Here is a 17,979-nt window from a genome sequence, read left to right as displayed (position 1 = left end):
CACCGCTCAGACGTGCTGGAGCAGGTCCGCCCGGACCTGCGCGAGCATCTCGGCGCCGCTCGGGCCGGTGGGGAAGAAGTGGTCGCCGGGCAGCATCCGCAGGCTGAAGGCGGAGCTGGTGTGCGCGCTCCAGGCGGCGAGTTCGGGCACCGAGACGGTGCGGTCCTCGGTGCCGCCGAAGACGCTGATCGGGACGGCCAGCGGTGGGCGCACCCGGTGGCGGTAGCTGTAGTCCAGCTCGAAGTCCGCCCGGATCGAGGGCAGTGTCAGCCGCAGCAGCTCCGGCTTCGCCAGCACCTCCCGGGGGGTGCCGCCGAGCCGGACCATCACCTCGGCCAGCTCCGACGCGGGCAGCAGGTGGTAGGGCAGGCCCGCGCTGCCGAGCCCCGGGGCCTGGTGCGCCGCCGCCACCAGGGAGAGCGGGGTGTGGGCGGGGTCGCGAGCGAGCCGGTCGGCCAGCTCGAAGCCGACCACTGAGCCGAGACTGTGCCCGAAGATCACCGTCGGGAGCGGCGGTTCGGCCCGTACCGCCTCGGCCAGGGCGTCGGCCAGCGGTTCCATCGCGGTGTACGGAACCTCCCGCAGCCGTGCGCCGCGTCCGGGCAACTGGACCGCGCAGACCTCGACTTCGGGGGGCAGCAGCTCGAACCAGGAGCGGAACACCGAGGCGGCGGCGCCGGCCCCGGGCAGGCAGAGCAGGCGTATCCGGGCCTGCGGGCGCGGTGGGAACCGCAGCAGCCACCGGCTGCGCCCGGCGGCAACCAGCCCTGTGCGTAAGGTCACTGCGTCGGCTCCTGCCGCAGCTGGGCGGCGAGTTCCTCGACCGTCGGGTGGTGGAAGAGCTGGCTGACGCTGAGCTTCAGCCCGGCCTCACGGGCGCGGTGCACCACCTGGATGCTCTTCAGCGAGTCGCCGCCGATCTCGAAGAAGTCCTCGCCGATGCCGGTCTCCCGGCGTCCCAGTACCTGGCTCCAGATGTCGGTCAGGATCCGCTCCAGCTCGTCGCGCGGCCTCAGCAGCCGTTCAGGACGGTTCAGTTGGGGGAGCGGAAGGGCCGCGCGGTCGACCTTGCCGCTCGCATTGAGCGGGAAGTGCGGCAGCACCACGAGGTAACCGGGGAGCATGTACCGGGGCAGCCGGTCGAGCAGCCACTCGCGCAGCGCGGCGGTGAACGCCTCCTCGGCCGGCCCGTCCTCGCCGGCCGGCCCGGTCCTCACCAGGTAGGCGGTCAGGGCGGGTTCGGCCCCGGGAGTGCCGGCGACGGTGGTGGTGACGATGGCGTCCTGTACGCCGGGGTGGCCGCGTAGGGCGTTCTCGATCTCGCCCGGCTCGATCCGGAAGCCGCGGACCTTCAGCTGGTGGTCGTTGCGGCCCAGGAAGTCGATGGTGGCGTCGGCCCGCCAGCGGACCAGGTCGCCGGTACGGTACAGCCGGGCACCGGGCGTGCGGCTGTACGGGTGCGGCACGAAGCGGTCGGCCGTCAGCTCGGGGCGGCCCAGGTAGCCGCGGGCCAGCGCGACGCCGCCGAGGAACAATTCACCCGGCAGGCCGACCGGCACCGGGCGCAGCAGGTCGTCCAGGACGTACACCTCGACGCCGGCGATCGGGCGTCCGATCGGCACCCGGGCGTCGCGCGCGCCGGCCGCGACGGCCGAGCCGGGCATCTGCGGCGGGCACTCCCACTCGGTCACCTCGATCGAGGCCTCGGTGGGGCCGTAGAAGTTGGACAGCCGCACCGGCAGCCGGTCCAGGCAGCGGTCGCGCAGCTGGGCGGGCAGTGCCTGCCCGCTGCACAGCACCCGTTGCAGCGAGACGCACCGGTGCAGGTCGGGCTGGTCGAGGAAGACCTCCAGCATCGGCGGCACGAAGTGCACGGTGGTGATCGCCTCGCGTTCGATCAGGTCGACCAGGTAGGCCGGGTCGCGGTGCCCGCCGGGCTCGGCGACCACCAGGGTGGCGCCGACCGTGAGCGGCCAGAGCAGCTCCCACACCGAGACGTCGAAGGTGTACGGGGTCTTCTGCAGCACCCGGTCCTGCGGGGTGAGGCGCTGGGCGTCCTGCAGGCAGTGGATCCGGTTGGCCAGCCCGCGGTGCGGGACGCCCACCGCCTTCGGCTCGCCGGTGGAGCCGGAGGTGTAGATCACGTACGCCAGATCGTCCGGCTCGACCTCGACCTCGGCAGTGACCTGGGCCCCGCCCTCGGCCTCGCCGGTGTCCACGGCCAGCACCGGGACACCGGTCCGCGCGAACGCGCCGGCCAGCTCGCCGGTGGTGAGCACATGGGTGGCGCCGGAGAGTTGGACCAGGTGGGCCAGCCGCCCCGGCGGGTCCTCCGGCGACAACGGCAGATAGGCACCGCCGCCGCTCAGCACGGCCAGGATCGAGGGCACCAGCTCGACGCCACGCGGCAGGCAGAGCGCGACCACGGTGCGCGGGCCGCCGCCGTGCTCGGAGATCCGCCGGGCGATCTGCCCGGTCCGGGCGGTCAGCTCGGCGTAGCTCAGCCGGGTGGATTCAAAGACGACCGCGGTCGCCTCCGGTGTACGGGCGGCCTGGCGCTCGATCTGCCGGTGGACCGGACCGTCCCAGGGGTGCGGGTCGCCGGTGCGGCTCCACCCGTGCAGGAGCTGGTCGGCCTCCTCCTCGGACAACAGCGAGAGGGCGGAGGTCTTCGTCTGCGGCGCCTCGACCGCCGCCCGCAGCAGGTTGCGGTACTGCTGCGCGATGCGCTGCACGGTCGGCGCGTCGAACAGCTCGGTCCGGTAGCGGAAGGTCGCCGTGGCGCCGTCGCCGCCCGGGCGGATCTCCAACCACAGGTCGGTGAAGGTGGTCGGCGGGCGGACCGGCAGCACCTCCACCGTCAGGTTGTCCAACTGCGGTACGGACAGTGGCTGCTGGAGTGCGAACATGGTCTGGAAGAGCGGGTCGTGACTGGCCGCGCGGTCCAACTCCAGGGCGCTCACCAGCTGTTCCAGCGGCACCCCCTGGTCGGCGAAGGCGGCCAGCGTGCCGCGACGGGTGCGTAGCAGCAGCTCGGCGAAGTCCGGGTCGCCGGACAGGTCCAGGCGCAACGGCAGGGTGTTGACGAACATCCCGATCAGCGGCTCGACGGCCGTGCCGCTGCGTCCGGCGGAGGGGCTCCCGATCACCAGGTCCTGGGTGCCGCAGAGCCGGGAGAGCAGCACCCCGAAGGCGGAGAGCAGGGTCATGAAGGGGGTGACCCGGTGCTGTCGCGCGGTCGTCGCGACCGCCTGCCAGAGCTCGGGCTCCAGCGGCAGGTCCAAGGTCGCCCCGGCGAAGCCCTGGACGGCGGGCCGGGAGTGACTGGTGGGCAGTTCGAGCACGGCCGGCGCTCCCGCCAGCCGTTCCCGCAGCCGGTCCAGCGACTCCTGGGCCTTGAGGCTCAGCAACTCCTTGCGTTCGAGCTCCGCGTACTGGCCGAACTGCATCGGCAGCGGGTCGAGCCCCGCGTCGGCTCCGGTCGACTCGGCGGTGTAGAGCGCGGACAGCTCCAGGTGGAGGCGGCCCATCGACCAGCCGTCGCAGATGCTGTGGTGGCAGACCACCGCGAGCACATGTTCCTCGACGTCCAGGCGCAGCAGGCTGGTTCGGATCAGCGGGCCTTGCGTGAGGTCGAACTCGCGCAGGGTGTCTGCCTCGACGAGCGCGGTGGCCCGTGCGGTGCGCTCCGGAGCCGGGACGGCCGTCAGGTCGGTGACCGGCAGGGCGAGGGCGTGGGTGGGCGCGATGCGCTGGTAGGGCTCGCCGTCCTCGACCAGGAAGGTGGTGCGCAGCGTTTCGTGCCGGTCGGTGATCCGCTGGAGCGCGCGGTGCAGCGCGCCGGCGTCGAGCGGGCCGCGCAGGTGCAGCGCCGAGACCAGGTTGTAGGCGCTGTTGCCGTTGGTGAACTGGTCCAGGAACCAGAGCCGCCGCTGGGCGAAGGTGGTCGGCGCGATCACGACCGCGTCTGCGTGCTGCTCGGCGTTCTGCTCGGTGTGCGTCACGAGGCCCCCCGGGTGTCGCTGTCCGCCGCGGTGGCGTTCAGGGTGTGCAGCAGCTCGACGACGACCGCGGCGAACTCCGGGACCGTCGGGGCGTCGAAGATCGCCTCCATCGGCGGTGAGACCCCGAAGGTGTCCTCGACCAGCGAAAGCAACTGGACGGCGGTCAGCGAGTCGCCGCCGAGCTCGAAGAAGTCCCGCTCGGCGATGTCCTCGCTGTCGCCCAGCACCTTGCCGAAGAGCACCGCGAGCTGCTCCTCGACCGAGGCGGCCTCCGGTGCTGCCACGTCCGCCGCCCCGTTCACCGCCACATCCGCCGCCACATCCGCCGCTGCGCCCGCGACCGCGCCCGCACCCGCTTCCGCTTCCGCGCAGGCGAACGGCTCGGGCTTGACCAGGTGGGTCCGGCGCTCGAACGGGTAGCTGGGCAGCGGCACCCGGCGGCGCGGTGCGTCGCCGTGCAGACGGGACCAGTCGATCGGCGCGCCGTCCTGCCACAGCCGTCCCACCGTGTCGAGCAGGGTGGCGAGTTCAGGCTCGGACAGTTCGCCGGCCGCCGCCCGGTCGAGCTCGCGCGGCAGCTGTTCGGGGGCCGGTGCGGGGACGGCGGCGGACGGCGCCGGCGCCGCGGCGGACAGCGCCTCGACCGCCTGCGCGGTGTCGGCGCAGACCAGGTACCGGCGGTGGGCGAAGGCGTGCCGTCCGCTCTGCAGCGTCCAGGCGACCTCGGCCAATGACAACTCCGGTGTCCGGCGCAGGTGTTCGGCCAGCCGCAGAGCCATCGCATCGAGCGCCTCGGGTGTCCGGGCGGAGAGCACGAGCAGCCGGCTGCCGCTCGCTGCGGCCGGCCGGTCGGCGCCCGGGGCCTCCTCCAGCACCACGTGCGCGTTCGTCCCGCCGATGCCGAAGGAGCTGACCCCGGCCCGTCGGGGCGCACCCGCGGACTCCCAACTCCGGTTCTCGGTCTGCACGGTGAAGGGGGTGTCGGCGAAGTCGATGACCGGGTTGGGGCCGTCGAAGTGCAGCGTGGCGGGGATCGTCCGGTGCTCCAGCGCGAGGACGGTCTTGATCAGCCCGGCGACGCCGGCGGCGGTGTCGGTGTGGCCGATGTTCGTCTTGACCGAGCCCAGCGCGATCGAGCCGTCCGGCACCGGGGCGGTGCGGAACGCCTGGGTCAGCGCGGTGACCTCGATCGGGTCGCCCACCGGGGTCCCGGTGCCGTGCGCCTCGACGTAGGAGATCGACGCGGGGCTGACCTCGGCCGCGGTGTGTGCCAGCCGGATCACCTCCGCCTGGCCCCGGACGCTGGGCGCGGTGAAGCCCGCGCGGTGGTGACCGTCGTTGTTCACCGCGGAGCCGCGGATCACGGCGTGCACATGGTCGCCGTCGTCGATCGCATCCTGCGCCCGGCGCAGCACGACGACGCCGGCGCCGTCGCCGGCCACGATGCCGCGGGCGTTCCAGGAGAAGGTGCGGCAGCGCCCGTCCGGCGACATCGTGCCGCCCTCCCGGTACCAGTAGCCCGAACGCGGCAGCCGCAGCGAGACGCCGCCGGCCAGCGCCATGTCGCACTCGCCGGCCAGCAGGGCCCGGCTCGCCTCGTGGACGGCCACCAGGGAGGTCGAGCAGGCCGTCATCACGGTCATGCTGGGCCCGGTCAGGCCGAGCTTGTACGACACCCGGGTGGCGAGGTGCTCGGGCTCGTTGGCCAGGTTCAGCGCCAGGTCGTCCACGCCGGGGAAGCGGTCCGCCTGGGACTGGACGACCGAGGCGTAGCCGTTGCGGCCCGCGCCCGCGAAGACGCCCACCGTGCCGGGGACGGCGCGGGGGTCGTAGCCGGCCCGCTCCAGGGCCTCCCAGGCGCACTCCAGGAACATCTGGTGCTGCGGGTTGAGCAGGGTGGCGTCACGGCCGGAGAACTGGAAGAAGTCCGCGTCGAACTCCCCGATGCCGTCGACCGATCCGTGCATCGGGACGTAGCGCGGGTCGTTGAGCAGTGCCGGGTCCTGCCCCCACTCCCGCAGCTCCTGTGCGGTGAAGGGCCGGACCGAGTCCACGCCGGCGACCAGGTTCGCCCAGTACTCCTCGGGCGTCGTGGCACCGGGGAGCCGGCAGGCCATGCCGACGACGGCGATGTGCGTGTCGTTCTCCGCGTAGCCCTCGTAGCCCTCGTAGCCCTCGTGGTCCTCGTGGTCCGCGCCGATGCCGATGCCGATGCCGCTCAAGAGTCAGTCCTTCCACCAGATGGATCGGCGGGCCGGTCAGCCGCGTCGGGTGTGCCGGAGGCCGGCCGGTTCTGGGCGCGCATCGCGCGCAGCCGGGCGTTGCCGCGCCTGAGGCGGGTGCCGGCAGCGGCGTCGGCGGCCGCCGGGGTGATGGCGGGGGCGCCGGGGACGGCTGCGGGTGCGGCCTCGGCCGTGCCGAGGAACTGGGCGAGCGCTGCCACCGTGGGGTGCTCGAAGAGCGTCAGGATCGCCACCTCGCGCTCCAACTCCTGTGCCAGCAGGTCCCGTACCGTCGCCAGCAGCAGCGAGTGGCCGCCGATGTCGAAGAAGTTGTCCTGGAGCCCGAAGCGGTCGTGGCCCAGCGCCTTGGCCCAGACGGTGGCGATCTCGCGCTCCCACGGCGCCTCGACGCCGCGTTCGCCCGCCGGACGGCCGACCAGGGGCACCGCGTGCTCGGCCAGCGCCGCGCGGTCGACCTTGCCGTTGGCCGTGAGCGGCAGTTCGCTCAGCAGGCGGTACTCGTGCGGACGCATGTATCCGGGCAGCCGGCGCCCGACGTGGGCGTGCAGCTCCTCGCGGTCGGGCACGGTGGCCGGGTCGGTGAGCACCAGATAGGCGGTCAGCGACGGGTCGGTGCCGGTGGCGGCGACGATGGCCTCCTGGACGCCCGGGTGGGCGCGCAGCACGTTCTCGATCTCGCCGGCCTCGATCCGGAAGCCGCGGATCTTCAGCTGGTGGTCGTTGCGCCCCAGGAAGTCCAGGCTGCCGTCGGCCCGCAGCCGGACCAGGTCGCCGGTGCGGTAGAGCCGGGCGCCGGGGGTGGCGGCGAACGGGTGCGGGACGAAGCGGTCGGCGGTCAGCTCGGGGCGGCCCAGGTAGCCGCGGGCCAGCGCGATCCCGCCGAGGTGGAGTTCGCCCGGCATGCCGATCGGTACCGGGCTCAACTCCCGGTCCAGGACGTACACTTCCACGCCCGGAAGGGGACGGCCGAGGTCCGGCGGGGCGCCGCGGCCGGCCGGGTCGGCCTGGACCGTGCCCGAGGTGGCGACGACCGTACTCTCGGTCGGGCCGTAGTTGTTGACCAGACGGAACGGCAACTCCCGTGCGCCGAGCCCGTGCAGACGGTCGCCGCCGGTCAGGACGGTGCGCGGCGCGCCGGTCGCCGGCCAACTGGCCTCGGCCATCCGCTCGATCAGCGGGGTGGGAACGAAGCAGCTGGTCACCTCGCGCTCGACCAGCCACGCGGTCAGGTCCTTCGGGGAGAGCACGGTCTCGGCGTCCGGCACCTCCAGCGTGGCGCCGGCACTCAGCGCGGGCCAGATCTCCCAGACCGAGGCGTCGAAGCCGGGGGCGGCGATCAGCGTGGTCCGGTCGCCCGGTCCGATGCCGAACTCCCGGTGGTGCCAGGCCACCAGGTTCGCCAGCGAGCGGTGCTCGACCATCACGCCCTTGGGCAGTCCGGTCGAGCCGGAGGTGTAGATGACGTAGGCGAGGTCAGCGGGACCGGCCTGCGGGGCGCGCTCGCCCTGCGCCGCCGGCCGACGGTCCGTGCGGACCTCCTCCAGCGTGAGGACGGCTCCGGAGTCGACCCGGTCGGCGTGCCGGCGGTCGGTCAGGGTCAGCAGCGGGGCGGCCTCGGTCAGGATGGCGCAGAGCCTGGACGGCGGGTTCGCCGGGTCGAGCGGCAGGTAGCCGGCGCCGCTCTTGAGGATGCCCAGCTCGGCGACCACCAGGTCGACGCCGCGCGGCAGGCAGGTCGCCACCAGGCTGCCCGGCCGGGCACCGGCGGCCCGCAGCCGCGCCGCGACCAGCTCCGCCTGCCGGTCCAACTCGGCGTAGCTGAGCTCCTGTTGTGCGGAGCGCACGGCGACGGCGGACGGCCGCTCGGCGGCCTGGCGGGCCACCAGCAGGTGGACGGACTCGGCCCCCGGCGCGGGCGGGCTGACGCTGCCGGCCAGCACGGTGCGCTCCTCGCGGGCGCCCAGCAGCGGCAGCTGCCCCAGCCGCCCGTCCGGCGCGGCCAGCGCGGCCGACAGCAGGCGCAGATAGCGCTCACCCAGCAGATCGGCCGTGCGCGGGTCGAAGAGGTCCGTCTGGAAGCCCACCCAGCCCTCGACCCGCTCGGCGCTCCACGCCATGTGCAGGGTCAGTTCGAACTTGGCGGTCTCGATCCGGATCGGCACCGGGGAGGCCTGCAGCCCGGCCGGCGCCGAGGACCCGGCCGCCACGTCCTCGTAGGTGAAGACGCTCTGGAAGACCGGGTGCCGCGAGGTCAGGCGCTCGGGCTGGAGCTCCTCCACCACCTGCTGGAACGGCAGGTCCTGGTACTCGTGCCCGGCCAGGAAGGTGTCGCGCACCTGGTGCAGCAGCTCGACGAAGGTCATCCCGGGCCGCACCCGGACGGACAGCGGCAGCATGTTCACGAACAGCCCGACGACGCCCTCGACCTCCAGCGTCGTACGGCCGCTGACCGGCACGCCGATCACCACCTCCGGCGAGGCGGACAGCCGGGACAGCAGCACGGCGTAGGCGCTGAGCAGCACGACGAACCTGGTCACCCGGTTGCGGGTGGCCAGGGTCTGGGCCTGCTGCCCGAGTTGGGGTGAGACCAGGAAGGAGCTGGTGTCCCCGCGGTGGCTGGGCTGTTGCGGATGCGGCCAGTCGGTGGGCAGTTGGAGCTGCGGCGGCGCGGAGGCCAGCCGGTCACGCCAGTAGGCCAGCGCCTCGACGCGGCGCGGCCCGGCCAGCATCCGCCGCTCGTCGGCCACGTAGTCCCGGTAGTCGTACGCCGCCGGTGCGCCGGTCTGCGGGGCGGGGGCGCCGGCCAGCTCGGCCGCGTAGTCGGCCGCCAGGTCGCGTTCGACGATCCCCAACGACCAGCCGTCGACCACGATGTGGTGGAAGGCGAGGACCAGGACGTGCTCCTCGGTCGCCAGCCGGATCAGCCGGGCCCGGAACACCGGCCCGTTGACCAGGTCGAAGGGTGCCAGCGCCGCCCGGTCCACCTCGTCGGTCAGGGCCCGCTCGCGCGCCGTGGCGGGCACGTCGGTGAGGTCGACCAGGGTCAGCGGCACGGTGGCGTGCGGCGCGGTCCGCAGCACCGGCGTACCGTCCACGGTCGGGAAGGTGGCGCGCAGTTGGGCGTGCCGCTCGACCAGCCGGGCGATCGACCGCTCCAGCGCGGGCGCGTCGAGATCGCCGCGCAGCCGGGTGGCTTTGGGGACGTTGTACTCGCTGCCGTCCGGCCGCAGCTGCCAGAAGAACCAGAGCCGTTGCTGCGCCGACGAGAGCGGCGAGAAGTCCTGCTGCACGCTAGTGGGCACCCTTCTCGGTGTCCGCGCCCGCGGCGTCCACGCTCTCGCCCCGGCGCTGGGCGAAGGCCGTGAGTTCGGCGATGGTGGGGAATGCGAAGAAGACGGCCAGCGGTACGTCGACCTGGAGGACCCGGCGCATCCGGGAAATGACCTGCGAAGCGGTCAGCGAATGGCCGCCCAGTTCGAAGAAGTTGTCTTCGGGGGTCAGTCCGTCCAGGCGCAGAACCTCTTCCCAGATCCGCGTGATCGCGTGCTCCAGGTGGTCGTCGGGCGTCGCGTTCACCGACGGTTCCGGCGACTGCCGCACGGTGCCGTCGTCCGCTGAATGCCCATCGGTGATCATCGCCGCAGGCTTCCTCTCTATTCGAAGTATGTGTGGAAGCGACTCGGTCCGGGTGTGGCGCAAAGGCCTTCACCGACCTCCTGGGCGCTGTGCTGATTCCAAGATGAACGGCGCAGCGCAGGGAACGCAAGCGTCCCCACCCTTTGGGGAGGGGATGGCTGCCCCTAGGGGCAACGGGGGGATCGATTGTCTACGGACAGGGGAGATGTTCACGGCCACGTCAGCAGCCGGCGGGCCTGCCGCCGCCCGGAATCCGTCCGGCTGTGCCCGTCTGTATGCGCTGTGAGCTGGGGAGTTGAGCCACGCGGGCAGTTCGGGCACAGTGCACAGGGGGAGTTGACGCTGTGTCGGCCGGTCCGGCCGGCTCGGCGCGCGGCTGCTCGGCGGACGACCGGAGCCTCAGGCCACTTGCGGATTTTCCATGATCATCCTAGCCTTTTCGCGTCCCCGGGATCGCTATGACTTCTTCGGTCCGCCCGGGTCTTCGCCGGTTCGGCCGGCCGTCAGGAGCAATTGCCATGCACTTAGGAAACGTCCCCGAGCTGCACCGGGATGTGCTGAACCATGCCCGGTAAGAGTGCGAAGCCCGTCACCGTGGCGGTACTCGCCAATGACCCGGTAACCGGCGAGGGCGCTGTTTCGTGGTTGTCCATGTGCAAGGACGTCACCGCGAGCTATTGGACCTGGCGTCATCCGGCCGACGTTCTGCTGGTATTGGCGACGGAGGTCACCGGCGACACCCTGTCCCGGGTGGAACGTGTGCAGCACGAAACGCCGGACAGCACGCTGCCGATGGTGCTGGTCGCGCACGAGTTTCCCGACCACCACGTGCTGCGCGCGATCGACCTCGGACTGGTGAGCTTCCTGCATCGCCAGGAGAGCGGGTTCGAGGAGATCAAGCGGGCCGTCCTGGAGGCGGCGGGCGGCGAGGGCCATGAAAGCCCGTCAGGGGTGCAGCAGTCCCTGATCGCCCATATCAAGGCGATCCGGGACAATGCCCTGGTGCCGCACGGCCTTAACATCGCCGGTCTGTCCGACCGGGAGGTCGAGGTACTGCGTTTACTGGCCGAGGGCCTGAGTACCAAACATATAGCGGCGAAGCTCAGTTACTCGGAACGAACCGTGAAGAGCATCGTGCATGACGTGGTGACGCGGCTCAACCTCCGCAATCGCACCCACGCCGTCGTCTACGCCCTGCGCACCGGCGTCATCTGAACCCGCCGGGCGGGTGCGGCCGTAGTGGTCATGCGGGATCACTTTTCGCTGGCAGCAACCAAGTTCAGCCACCGAAGCGGTCCCGGCTTCCCTCGGGATCTCCGGCTCATCCGACCCGGCCGCTGTCCTCGGCAGTGGCAAGAATGGTGAACGACCAGTGACAGCAAGAACATCGACGGTGCTTACGGTGCTGCTCGCGGCGGCCCTGCCGGCCCTCGGCCTGGCGCCGTCGGCCGCTGCGGCGGCCACGGCCTCCGGGGTGCCCGCGGCGCCGCCCGCCGCCTCGGTGGCGCCCGCCCAGACCGGCGCCCGCGTCCACCTGCTGGCCCCGCGCCAGGCGCGCGAGGCGGCCGTGGTGGAACCCACCGCGACCGCCGGCGGACCGTTGGTCGACGGCGGCGGCCCGGTGCAGACCGCGCCCCGGATCTACGTCGACTACTGGGGCTGGACCTCCGACCCGGCGGGCGTGGCGCCCTACCTCAACCGGTTCTACGCCTCGGTCGGCGCCTCGCCCTGGCTGGCGACCGTCCAGCAGTACGGCGCCGGCACCTCCCCGGCGGTGCTGGCCGGCACCTGGTCGGACCCGGCTTCGGTGCCCGCGGTGCCGACCGACGCGCAGATCCAGGCCGAGGCCGTCAGCGCCGCGCAGCACTTCGGCGCCACCAGCTCGCTGAACACCCAGATCGTCGTGGCGACTCCGACCGGTCACTCGACGGCGGGCTTCGGCAGCAGCTACTGCGGCTACCACGGCGCGGTCGCGGCGCTGCCCAGCATCACCTACACCGACCTGCCGTACATGCCGGACGTGGCCGGTTCCTGCGGCGGGGGCAGTGCCAACGGCTCCGCCGGCACCCTGGACGGCGTGAGCATCGTCGCGGGTCACGAACTGGCCGAGACCGTCACGGACCCCCTGGTCAACGCCTGGCGCGACAGCACCGCCGCGGAGATCGGGGACAAGTGCGCCTGGGTCAACATCGGCAACACCAACCTCTCCGGCAACACCTTCGCGATGCAGCCACTGTGGAGCAACAACTCCGGTGGCTGCAGCATGGGTTCGGGTGCCTGGTCGAACTGGCAGCAGCACGCCGCGCCGACGCCGGGCGTGGCCGTCGGGGCCTCCCCGGTGGTGGCCTCGTGGGGTCCCAGGCGCCTGGACCTGTTCGTCCGGGGCAAGGACGGGGCGATCTGGCACCAGCCGTACGACACCAGCGGGGCGGGCTGGTACCCCTGGGAGTCGATGGGCGGCAGCTTCGTCTCCAACGCCGCCGCGGTGGCCTGGGACCCGACCCGGCTCGACCTGTTCGGCGTGGGAACGGACGGCAACATCCGGCATCGCTCGTGGAGCAGCACCGGTGGCTGGGGGAGTTGGAACACCGACTTCGCCGCCCCGCCGCCCGGGGTGGCGTCCGGCGCCACGCCGACCGTGACGTCCTGGGGCACCGGCCGGCTCGACCTGTTCGTCCGGGGCAAGGACAACGCGATCTGGCACCTGAGCTACAGCAACGGCTGGAGCAAGTGGGAGAGTCTCGGCGCGAAGATCATCTCCGATCCGGTGGCGACCTCGCCCGACAACGGCCACATCGACCTGTTCGGCCTCGGCACCAACAACAACATCTGGCACAAGTCCTGGACCCCGGCCACCGGCTGGAGCAGCTGGTCGCCGGACCTCCCGGCACTGCCCGTCGGCATCGCCCCCGGTAGCGCGCCGGCGGCCTCCCTCTGGCGGCCGAACGCCGGCGAGATCGAGGTCTACGTCCGGGGCAAGGACGGCGCGATCTGGAACTGCCTCTACAACAGCGGAAGTTGGGGAGCCTGGTCGTCCCAGGGCGGCTCGCTGGCGTCCAACACGACGGCGATCTCCCGGGGCCCCAACGTGATCGACCTGTTCGCGGTCGGCAGCGACGGATCGCTGGACGAGAAGCTCTGGGCCTGACGCCCGGACCCGTCGACGCCCTCGGCTCAGTGGCCGAGGGCGTCGACCTGGCGCTTGAGCAGGTCCTGAGCGGCGGACCGGTCCGCGGTGACGAAGCCACGCGTCTCGGCCAGGCCGGTCTCCTTGATCCGCAGGCTCGGCGGGTTCGCCGACCAGAACTCGTTGATGAAGTCGTCGAGCGTCAGTACCCCGGTGTGCGCGTCGATGCCGGAGAAGGCCCGGCCGCCGGTCGGCGTCGTGAGGATCTCTGCGGACAGCTGCGCGTTCGCCGCCGCGACCGCGTCGGGCGAGGTGTCGGAGGCCGATACCGGCGGCAGAGCCGTCGCGGACGCAGGGTCCGTGGGCGTGGGGTGGGAGGCGGGCGTTGACGCGCTGCAACCGGTGAGGGCTGCGGTTGCGGTCAGGACGAGGGCCGCCGGGAGAGTGCGGAGGGGAGATCTGCGTATCGGCACCGGAGCACCATGGCAGAGCCCCGGCCGGTGGCCTCAGCCGCCGTCGGAGGCCTGGTGCCAGGCGTGTTCGGCGGCGGCGAGGTCGGCTTCGGCGTCCTGGCGCTGGGCGGCGTAGAGCAGGCCGTAGCCGAAGGTGTCCTGGCCGTGGGCGCGGGCGTCGGTGAGGAGGGTCAGGACGGCCTGCTCGGCGACCACGCCGTCCTGGTGGCGGCCGAGGGCCTGTTGCAGCTCCTTCATGCGCAGGACGTACCGGGAGCCGGCCGGGCCGGTGAGCGGGAGGATGCTCTCGGCGGTGTAGCGGGCCCGCTTGGCCGCCTTGCGGGCCTGGTGCAGGGCGGCGTCGCGGTCCGGGCCGGGGGGTGTGCCGAAGGCGGCGCGGGTGCGGCGGCCGGTGCGGCGGCGTTCGCGGCGCAGTACCCGCCGGGCTTCGCCGCGGCCGTGGGAGGCGCGTTGGCGCAGCGGTGGCTGGGCGGCGGTCTGCGCCAGGGCGTCCAGCAGGGCCCGGTAGCGCGGGCTGTCGAGGGTGCGCAGGGCGGCGCGGTGGGCGGTGGTGTAGCGGCGTTCGAAGCGGGCCCGGATCCGCTCGGCCAGCTCCTCGGGGCGGGCGGCGGCCGGCAGGGCGGCGGCCTGGGCGGTGAGCCGTTCGCCCAGCACCTCGGCGTCGCGGGCCCGTCCGAGGATCTTGCCCAGCAGGCGCAGCTCCGCGCCGAGCGGGTCGGTCCGCTCGCGGTGCAGCATGCGGCGGTGGGCCGTCAGGGCGCTGCGCAGCCGTCGCACGGTGATCCGCATCTGGTGCACGGCGTCGGGCTCGTCGCGGCGTACGGCGGCGTCGAGCGTGAGGAGCTCGGCCAGCCGGACCTGGAGGTAGGCAGTGAGCGCCGCGCCGATGGAGTGCTCGGCCGGTTCTTGTACCGGGCGCGATCGCGGGGCCGCCGGTGCCAGGAACGGCAGGACGAGCGCGAGCAGCTGCTCGGGCCGCCGGGTGACATCCGTATGGGTGGTGCCGGGCAGCACGGCGAGCTGGGCGTCGGGGATCAGGTCGAGCATCTCGGCGGCGTGGGCGAGGCGGACGAAGTCGTGGTCACCGAGCACCAGCAGGGTGGGCGCGCGCAGCGACCGCAGCTCGTCGGCGGTCCGCCCCTCGAACGCCGCGACCATCGCCGTGACGCGGGCGAGCAGCGCGGCGAAGTGGTCCGGGTCCGGGGCGACCTCGCGGTACGCGGCCTCCCAGGCGCGGCGGTCGGCCTCGGACGGCAGCCGGTCCGAGCCGGGGGGCAGGTCGTGGAAGCCGTCGGGGCGGTAGGGCGCCGAGGCCAGGACGAGGTGGGACACCAGCTCGGGGCGGGTCACCGCGAGCTCCAGGGCGACCAGGCCGCCGAGGCTGTAGCCCAGGAAGTCGGCCCGGTCGACGTTCAGGTGCCTGAGCAGCGCGGCCACGTCGGCCGCCAGGGCGCCGAGGGTCATCTCCCGAGCGGTGTCGGCGGTGCGGCCGTGGCCCTGGAGCTCGACGGCGATCACCTGGTGCCGCTCGGCGAGCGGGGCCAGCAGCGGGCCGAAGGCCAGCTCGACGGTGAGCATCCCGCCGTGCAGCAGCACCAGCGGACGGCCGGTGCCATGGATCTCGTGGTAGATCCGCAGCCCGTTGACGTCGGCGTAGCCGCGCTGCGGCGCTCTGCTGTCGGCGGTCATCTCGGTCCTCCTGCGCCCGACGGTACGCCCGTGGACGCCGACGGGCCGCCGGGCGCGACCACGCACCCGACGGCCCGACCGTTCGACGGAGGGTTCAGCGAGCGGCGACGTCCCGGCGGGTCGCCGCCAGGTACCCGACCAGGACGAGGATCGCCAGGCTCCAGCCCGCCGTGGTGGGCCCGAGCCCGAGGTTGAGGCCGCCGCGCTGGTGGCTGACGGCCATCCAGTCCGCGAAGGACGCGCCGAGCGGCCGGGTCAGCACGTACGCGCACCAGAAGGCGGGGATCGCGCCGAGCCCCAGCCGCGCGTGGCCGAGCGCCGGGAGCGCGATCAGCACGGCGAACATCACGCCCGACGCCAGGTAGCCCAGGCCGAAGGTGGTCGCGGTGAGGTCGCCGACGGCGGTGCCCAGGGCGAAGGTGGCCAGCACGGTGGCCCAGTAGAACAGCTCGCGCCGGCGGGTGTGGATGCTGTGGATGGAGAGGGTGCGCTCGCTCGCGTACCAGCCGCCGAAGACCGCGGCGAGGGCGAGCAGGAAGAAGGGGGAGGACACCAGGTACGGCACGCCCAGGCCGACGTGCAGCACGTCGGCGGCCATCGTGCCGAACACGCTGACCATGACGACGGTGGTCCAGTAAATCCAGGCCACATAGCGGCGGACGCTGAGCTGCACCGCCAGGCAGACCACCAGTCCCACCCCGCCGAGCGCTACCGCGATCATCGGGTCCAGCACGTGTGCCAGGAAGTCGGAGGCGGTCTCGCCCATCCCGGTGGTCAGCACCTTGATGATCCAGAACAGTGCCGTCACCTCCGGCACCTTGCTCATCGCCTGCCTGACGGGGGCAGCGGGACTGTTGGGCTGGAGTTGAGCTGTCGTCATGTGAGGCAGAATGGCACAGTTCGACCCGGAGTGTCTACATGCCTGTAGACGAAGCGCTCCGCAGCGGCAGCCGCAGCGCGACCGTCAGCCCGCCCGCCGGTCGTGCCGCCGCTGCGACCATACCGCCGTGGGCCACCGCGACCGCGCGGACGATCGACAGGCCCAGGCCGGCACCGTCGGGCCGCTCGGAAGAAGCGTCCTCGCCTGACGGGTCCGTACCACTGCGCCGGGTGTGCCGCCCGCGATGGAAGGGCTCGAACAGCTCGTCCAACTGGGTGGGGTCCACCGCCGGACCGTCGTTGGTCACGATCAACTCCACCCAGGGTGAGCCGTCGGGCGCCCGCGTCTCGCGGGTGACCACCGCGAGCAGGCCGCCGGAGCGGTTGTACTTCACCGCGTTCTCCAGCAGGTTGGTCACCGCGATGCCCAGCAGCGCCACGTTGCCGCGCAGCGGGGCGGCGCCCAGCTCGCACTCCAGCCGCAGGCCGCGCGCCCGGCTGCGGGCGGCGACGTGGTCCAGCGCCTCCGCCGTGACGTCCGCCAGGTCGTCGTCCTCGAACTCGGTGACGCGCTGCTCGGAGCGGGCCAGCACCAGGAGCGCGTCGATCAGCCGCTGCGCCTGCGCGGTGGAGTCGGCGACGTCCTGCGCCATCGCGCGCCACTGGGCCTGGGTGGCGGCGGGCTTGGCGAGGGTCACCTCGACGGCCGCCCGGCTCACCGCCAGGGGGGTGCGCAGTTCGTGGCTGGCGTTGGCGACGAACCGCCGCTGGGTGGCGAAGGCCGCGTCCAGCCGTTGCAGCATCTCGTCGAAGGTGTCGCCGAGCTCCTTGAGCTCGTCGGGCGGCCCGGGCAGGTTGAGGCGCTCGTGCAGGGTGGTGCCGCTGGCACGGCGGGCCGCCGCCGTGATCGCCTTGATCGGGCGCAGCATCCGGCCGGCGATCCACCAGCCCAGCAGCGCCGACACCGCGACCACCACCAGGAGCAGCAGCAGGGCGTCGCGGAGCAGGTGCGAGACGGCGGCGTCGCGGATCTGGTCGCTGAGGCCGACGATGTGGTCATGGTCGGGATCGAGTCGGCCGGGGATCGCGCCGGGCGGCAGCGGCTTGAAGATGGCGTGGTAGAACGCCGTGGTCATGGCGGCGACCAGCGCGCTGCCGCCGACCGTGAACAGGGCCGCGTAGGTGAGGGTGAGGCGCGCGCGGATGGTCAGCGGCGGGCGCAGTACCCACGACGGCAGCCGGGGCAGCCGCACCCGCGCGCTCACGGCGCGATCCGGTAGCCGGCGCCGACCAGGGTCTCCACCAGGTCCGGGAGCCCCAGCTTGCGGCGCAGCCGGTTGACGGTGACCCGGACGGTGTTGGTGAACGGGTCGGTGTGCTCGTCCCAGGCCCGTTCCAGCAGCTGCTCGTGACTGAGCACCGCGCCGTCGGCGGTGAGCAGCACCTGCAGGACGGTGAACTCCTTGGCGGTCAGCGCGATCGGCCGCCCCGACCGGTGGACGGTGCGGCGCAGCGTGTCCATGGTCAGCTCGCCGCGTACCAGCTGGGCGGGGTGCGAGCGCCGCCGCCGGCCCAGCGCCCGCACCCGCAGGGTGAGCTCGGCGAACGAGAACGGCTTGCCGAGGTAGTCGTCGGCGCCCAGGGTCAGGCCGTCCACCCGGTCGTCGGTGCCGGACAGCGCGGTCAGCATCAGGATCATCGGGGCATTGTTGCGCACTGAGAGCCGTTGGCAGACCTCGTCGCCGGGGGTGCCCGGCAGGTCGCGGTCCAGCACCACGACGTCGTACGCGTTCAGGTCGGCCTTGTCGAGCGCGTCGGTGCCGTCGTGGCTGACGTCCACGGCCATGCCCTGGTCACGCAGCCCCTCGGCGATGCGTGCGGCCAGGCGCTGTTCGTCCTCGACGACCAGAATCCGCATGTGTTCATCC

Annotated in this window: 12 protein-coding genes; 2 read left to right on the top strand and 10 right to left on the bottom strand. The window is 72.9% G+C overall.

Annotation, left to right across the window (positions count from 1 at the left end):
- Window positions 1-6: 6 nt before the first annotated feature.
- Genes BS80_RS08975 through BS80_RS08955 form a run of 5 tightly spaced genes read right to left on the bottom strand, consistent with a single transcriptional unit; the run spans window position 7 to window position 9,883 of the window.
- Window positions 7-783, bottom strand: coding sequence for a thioesterase II family protein (locus tag BS80_RS08975; protein ID WP_063771929.1), 777 nt, complete (start codon window positions 781-783; stop codon window positions 7-9).
- Window positions 780-4,004: a non-ribosomal peptide synthetase gene (locus BS80_RS08970; protein WP_051966377.1), complete on the bottom strand. Its 3,225-nt coding sequence runs from the start codon at window positions 4,002-4,004 to the stop codon at window positions 780-782. Before BS80_RS08970 ends, BS80_RS08975 begins: the two co-directional genes overlap by 4 nt.
- A complete protein-coding gene (locus tag BS80_RS08965) occupies window positions 4,001-6,226 on the bottom strand; it encodes a type I polyketide synthase (protein WP_051966376.1) in 2,226 nt (741 codons plus the stop codon). The genes BS80_RS08970 and BS80_RS08965 overlap by 4 nt, the downstream gene beginning before the upstream one ends.
- Window positions 6,223-9,549 (bottom strand): non-ribosomal peptide synthetase, encoded by a 3,327-nt coding sequence (locus BS80_RS08960; RefSeq protein ID WP_083974444.1) that lies wholly within the window; start codon window positions 9,547-9,549, stop codon window positions 6,223-6,225. The genes BS80_RS08965 and BS80_RS08960 overlap by 4 nt, the downstream gene beginning before the upstream one ends.
- Window positions 9,539-9,883, bottom strand: a complete 345-nt coding sequence (locus tag BS80_RS08955) for a phosphopantetheine-binding protein (protein ID WP_083974442.1) — start codon at window positions 9,881-9,883, stop codon at window positions 9,539-9,541. Before BS80_RS08955 ends, BS80_RS08960 begins: the two co-directional genes overlap by 11 nt.
- A gap of 564 nt (window positions 9,884-10,447) precedes the next feature.
- Between BS80_RS08955 and BS80_RS08950 the strand changes: the two genes are divergently transcribed.
- A complete protein-coding gene (locus BS80_RS08950; RefSeq protein ID WP_035795275.1) occupies window positions 10,448-11,098 on the top strand; it encodes a response regulator transcription factor in 651 nt (216 codons plus the stop codon).
- Window positions 11,099-11,255: 157 nt separating this feature from the next.
- Window positions 11,256-13,031, top strand: a complete 1,776-nt coding sequence (locus BS80_RS08945; protein WP_157536084.1) for a hypothetical protein — start codon at window positions 11,256-11,258, stop codon at window positions 13,029-13,031.
- A 26-nt stretch (window positions 13,032-13,057) separates the two neighbouring features.
- Here BS80_RS08945 and BS80_RS08940 read toward each other — a convergent pair whose 3' ends face one another.
- The 5 genes from BS80_RS08940 to BS80_RS08915 all read right to left on the bottom strand — a co-directional run bounded on the left by BS80_RS08940 (window position 13,058) and on the right by BS80_RS08915 (window position 17,969).
- Window positions 13,058-13,483, bottom strand: coding sequence for a hypothetical protein (locus tag BS80_RS08940; protein WP_035795269.1), 426 nt, complete (start codon window positions 13,481-13,483; stop codon window positions 13,058-13,060).
- Between the two features lie 33 nt (window positions 13,484-13,516).
- Complete coding sequence (locus BS80_RS41730; RefSeq protein WP_063771928.1) at window positions 13,517-15,172, bottom strand: alpha/beta fold hydrolase; 1,656 nt, start codon at window positions 15,170-15,172, stop codon at window positions 13,517-13,519.
- Between the two features lie 94 nt (window positions 15,173-15,266).
- Window positions 15,267-16,052, bottom strand: a complete 786-nt coding sequence (locus tag BS80_RS08925) for a COG4705 family protein (protein ID WP_035795266.1) — start codon at window positions 16,050-16,052, stop codon at window positions 15,267-15,269.
- A 34-nt stretch (window positions 16,053-16,086) separates the two neighbouring features.
- On the bottom strand, window positions 16,087-17,316 hold the full coding sequence (locus tag BS80_RS08920; protein WP_051966374.1) for a sensor histidine kinase: 1,230 nt from the start codon (window positions 17,314-17,316) through the stop codon (window positions 16,087-16,089).
- Window positions 17,313-17,969 carry a response regulator transcription factor gene (locus BS80_RS08915; RefSeq protein ID WP_035795263.1) on the bottom strand — a complete coding sequence of 219 codons (657 nt, stop codon included), beginning with the start codon at window positions 17,967-17,969 and terminating at the stop codon, window positions 17,313-17,315. Before BS80_RS08915 ends, BS80_RS08920 begins: the two co-directional genes overlap by 4 nt.
- Between the last annotated feature and the right edge of the window lie 10 nt (window positions 17,970-17,979).

The sequence above is a fragment of the Kitasatospora mediocidica KCTC 9733 genome, from assembly GCF_000744225.1.
GTDB classification, from domain to species: domain Bacteria; phylum Actinomycetota; class Actinomycetes; order Streptomycetales; family Streptomycetaceae; genus Kitasatospora; species Kitasatospora mediocidica.
The sequence above is the reverse complement of the archived record's forward strand: the minus strand, read 5'-3'. Positions and strand labels throughout refer to the sequence as shown.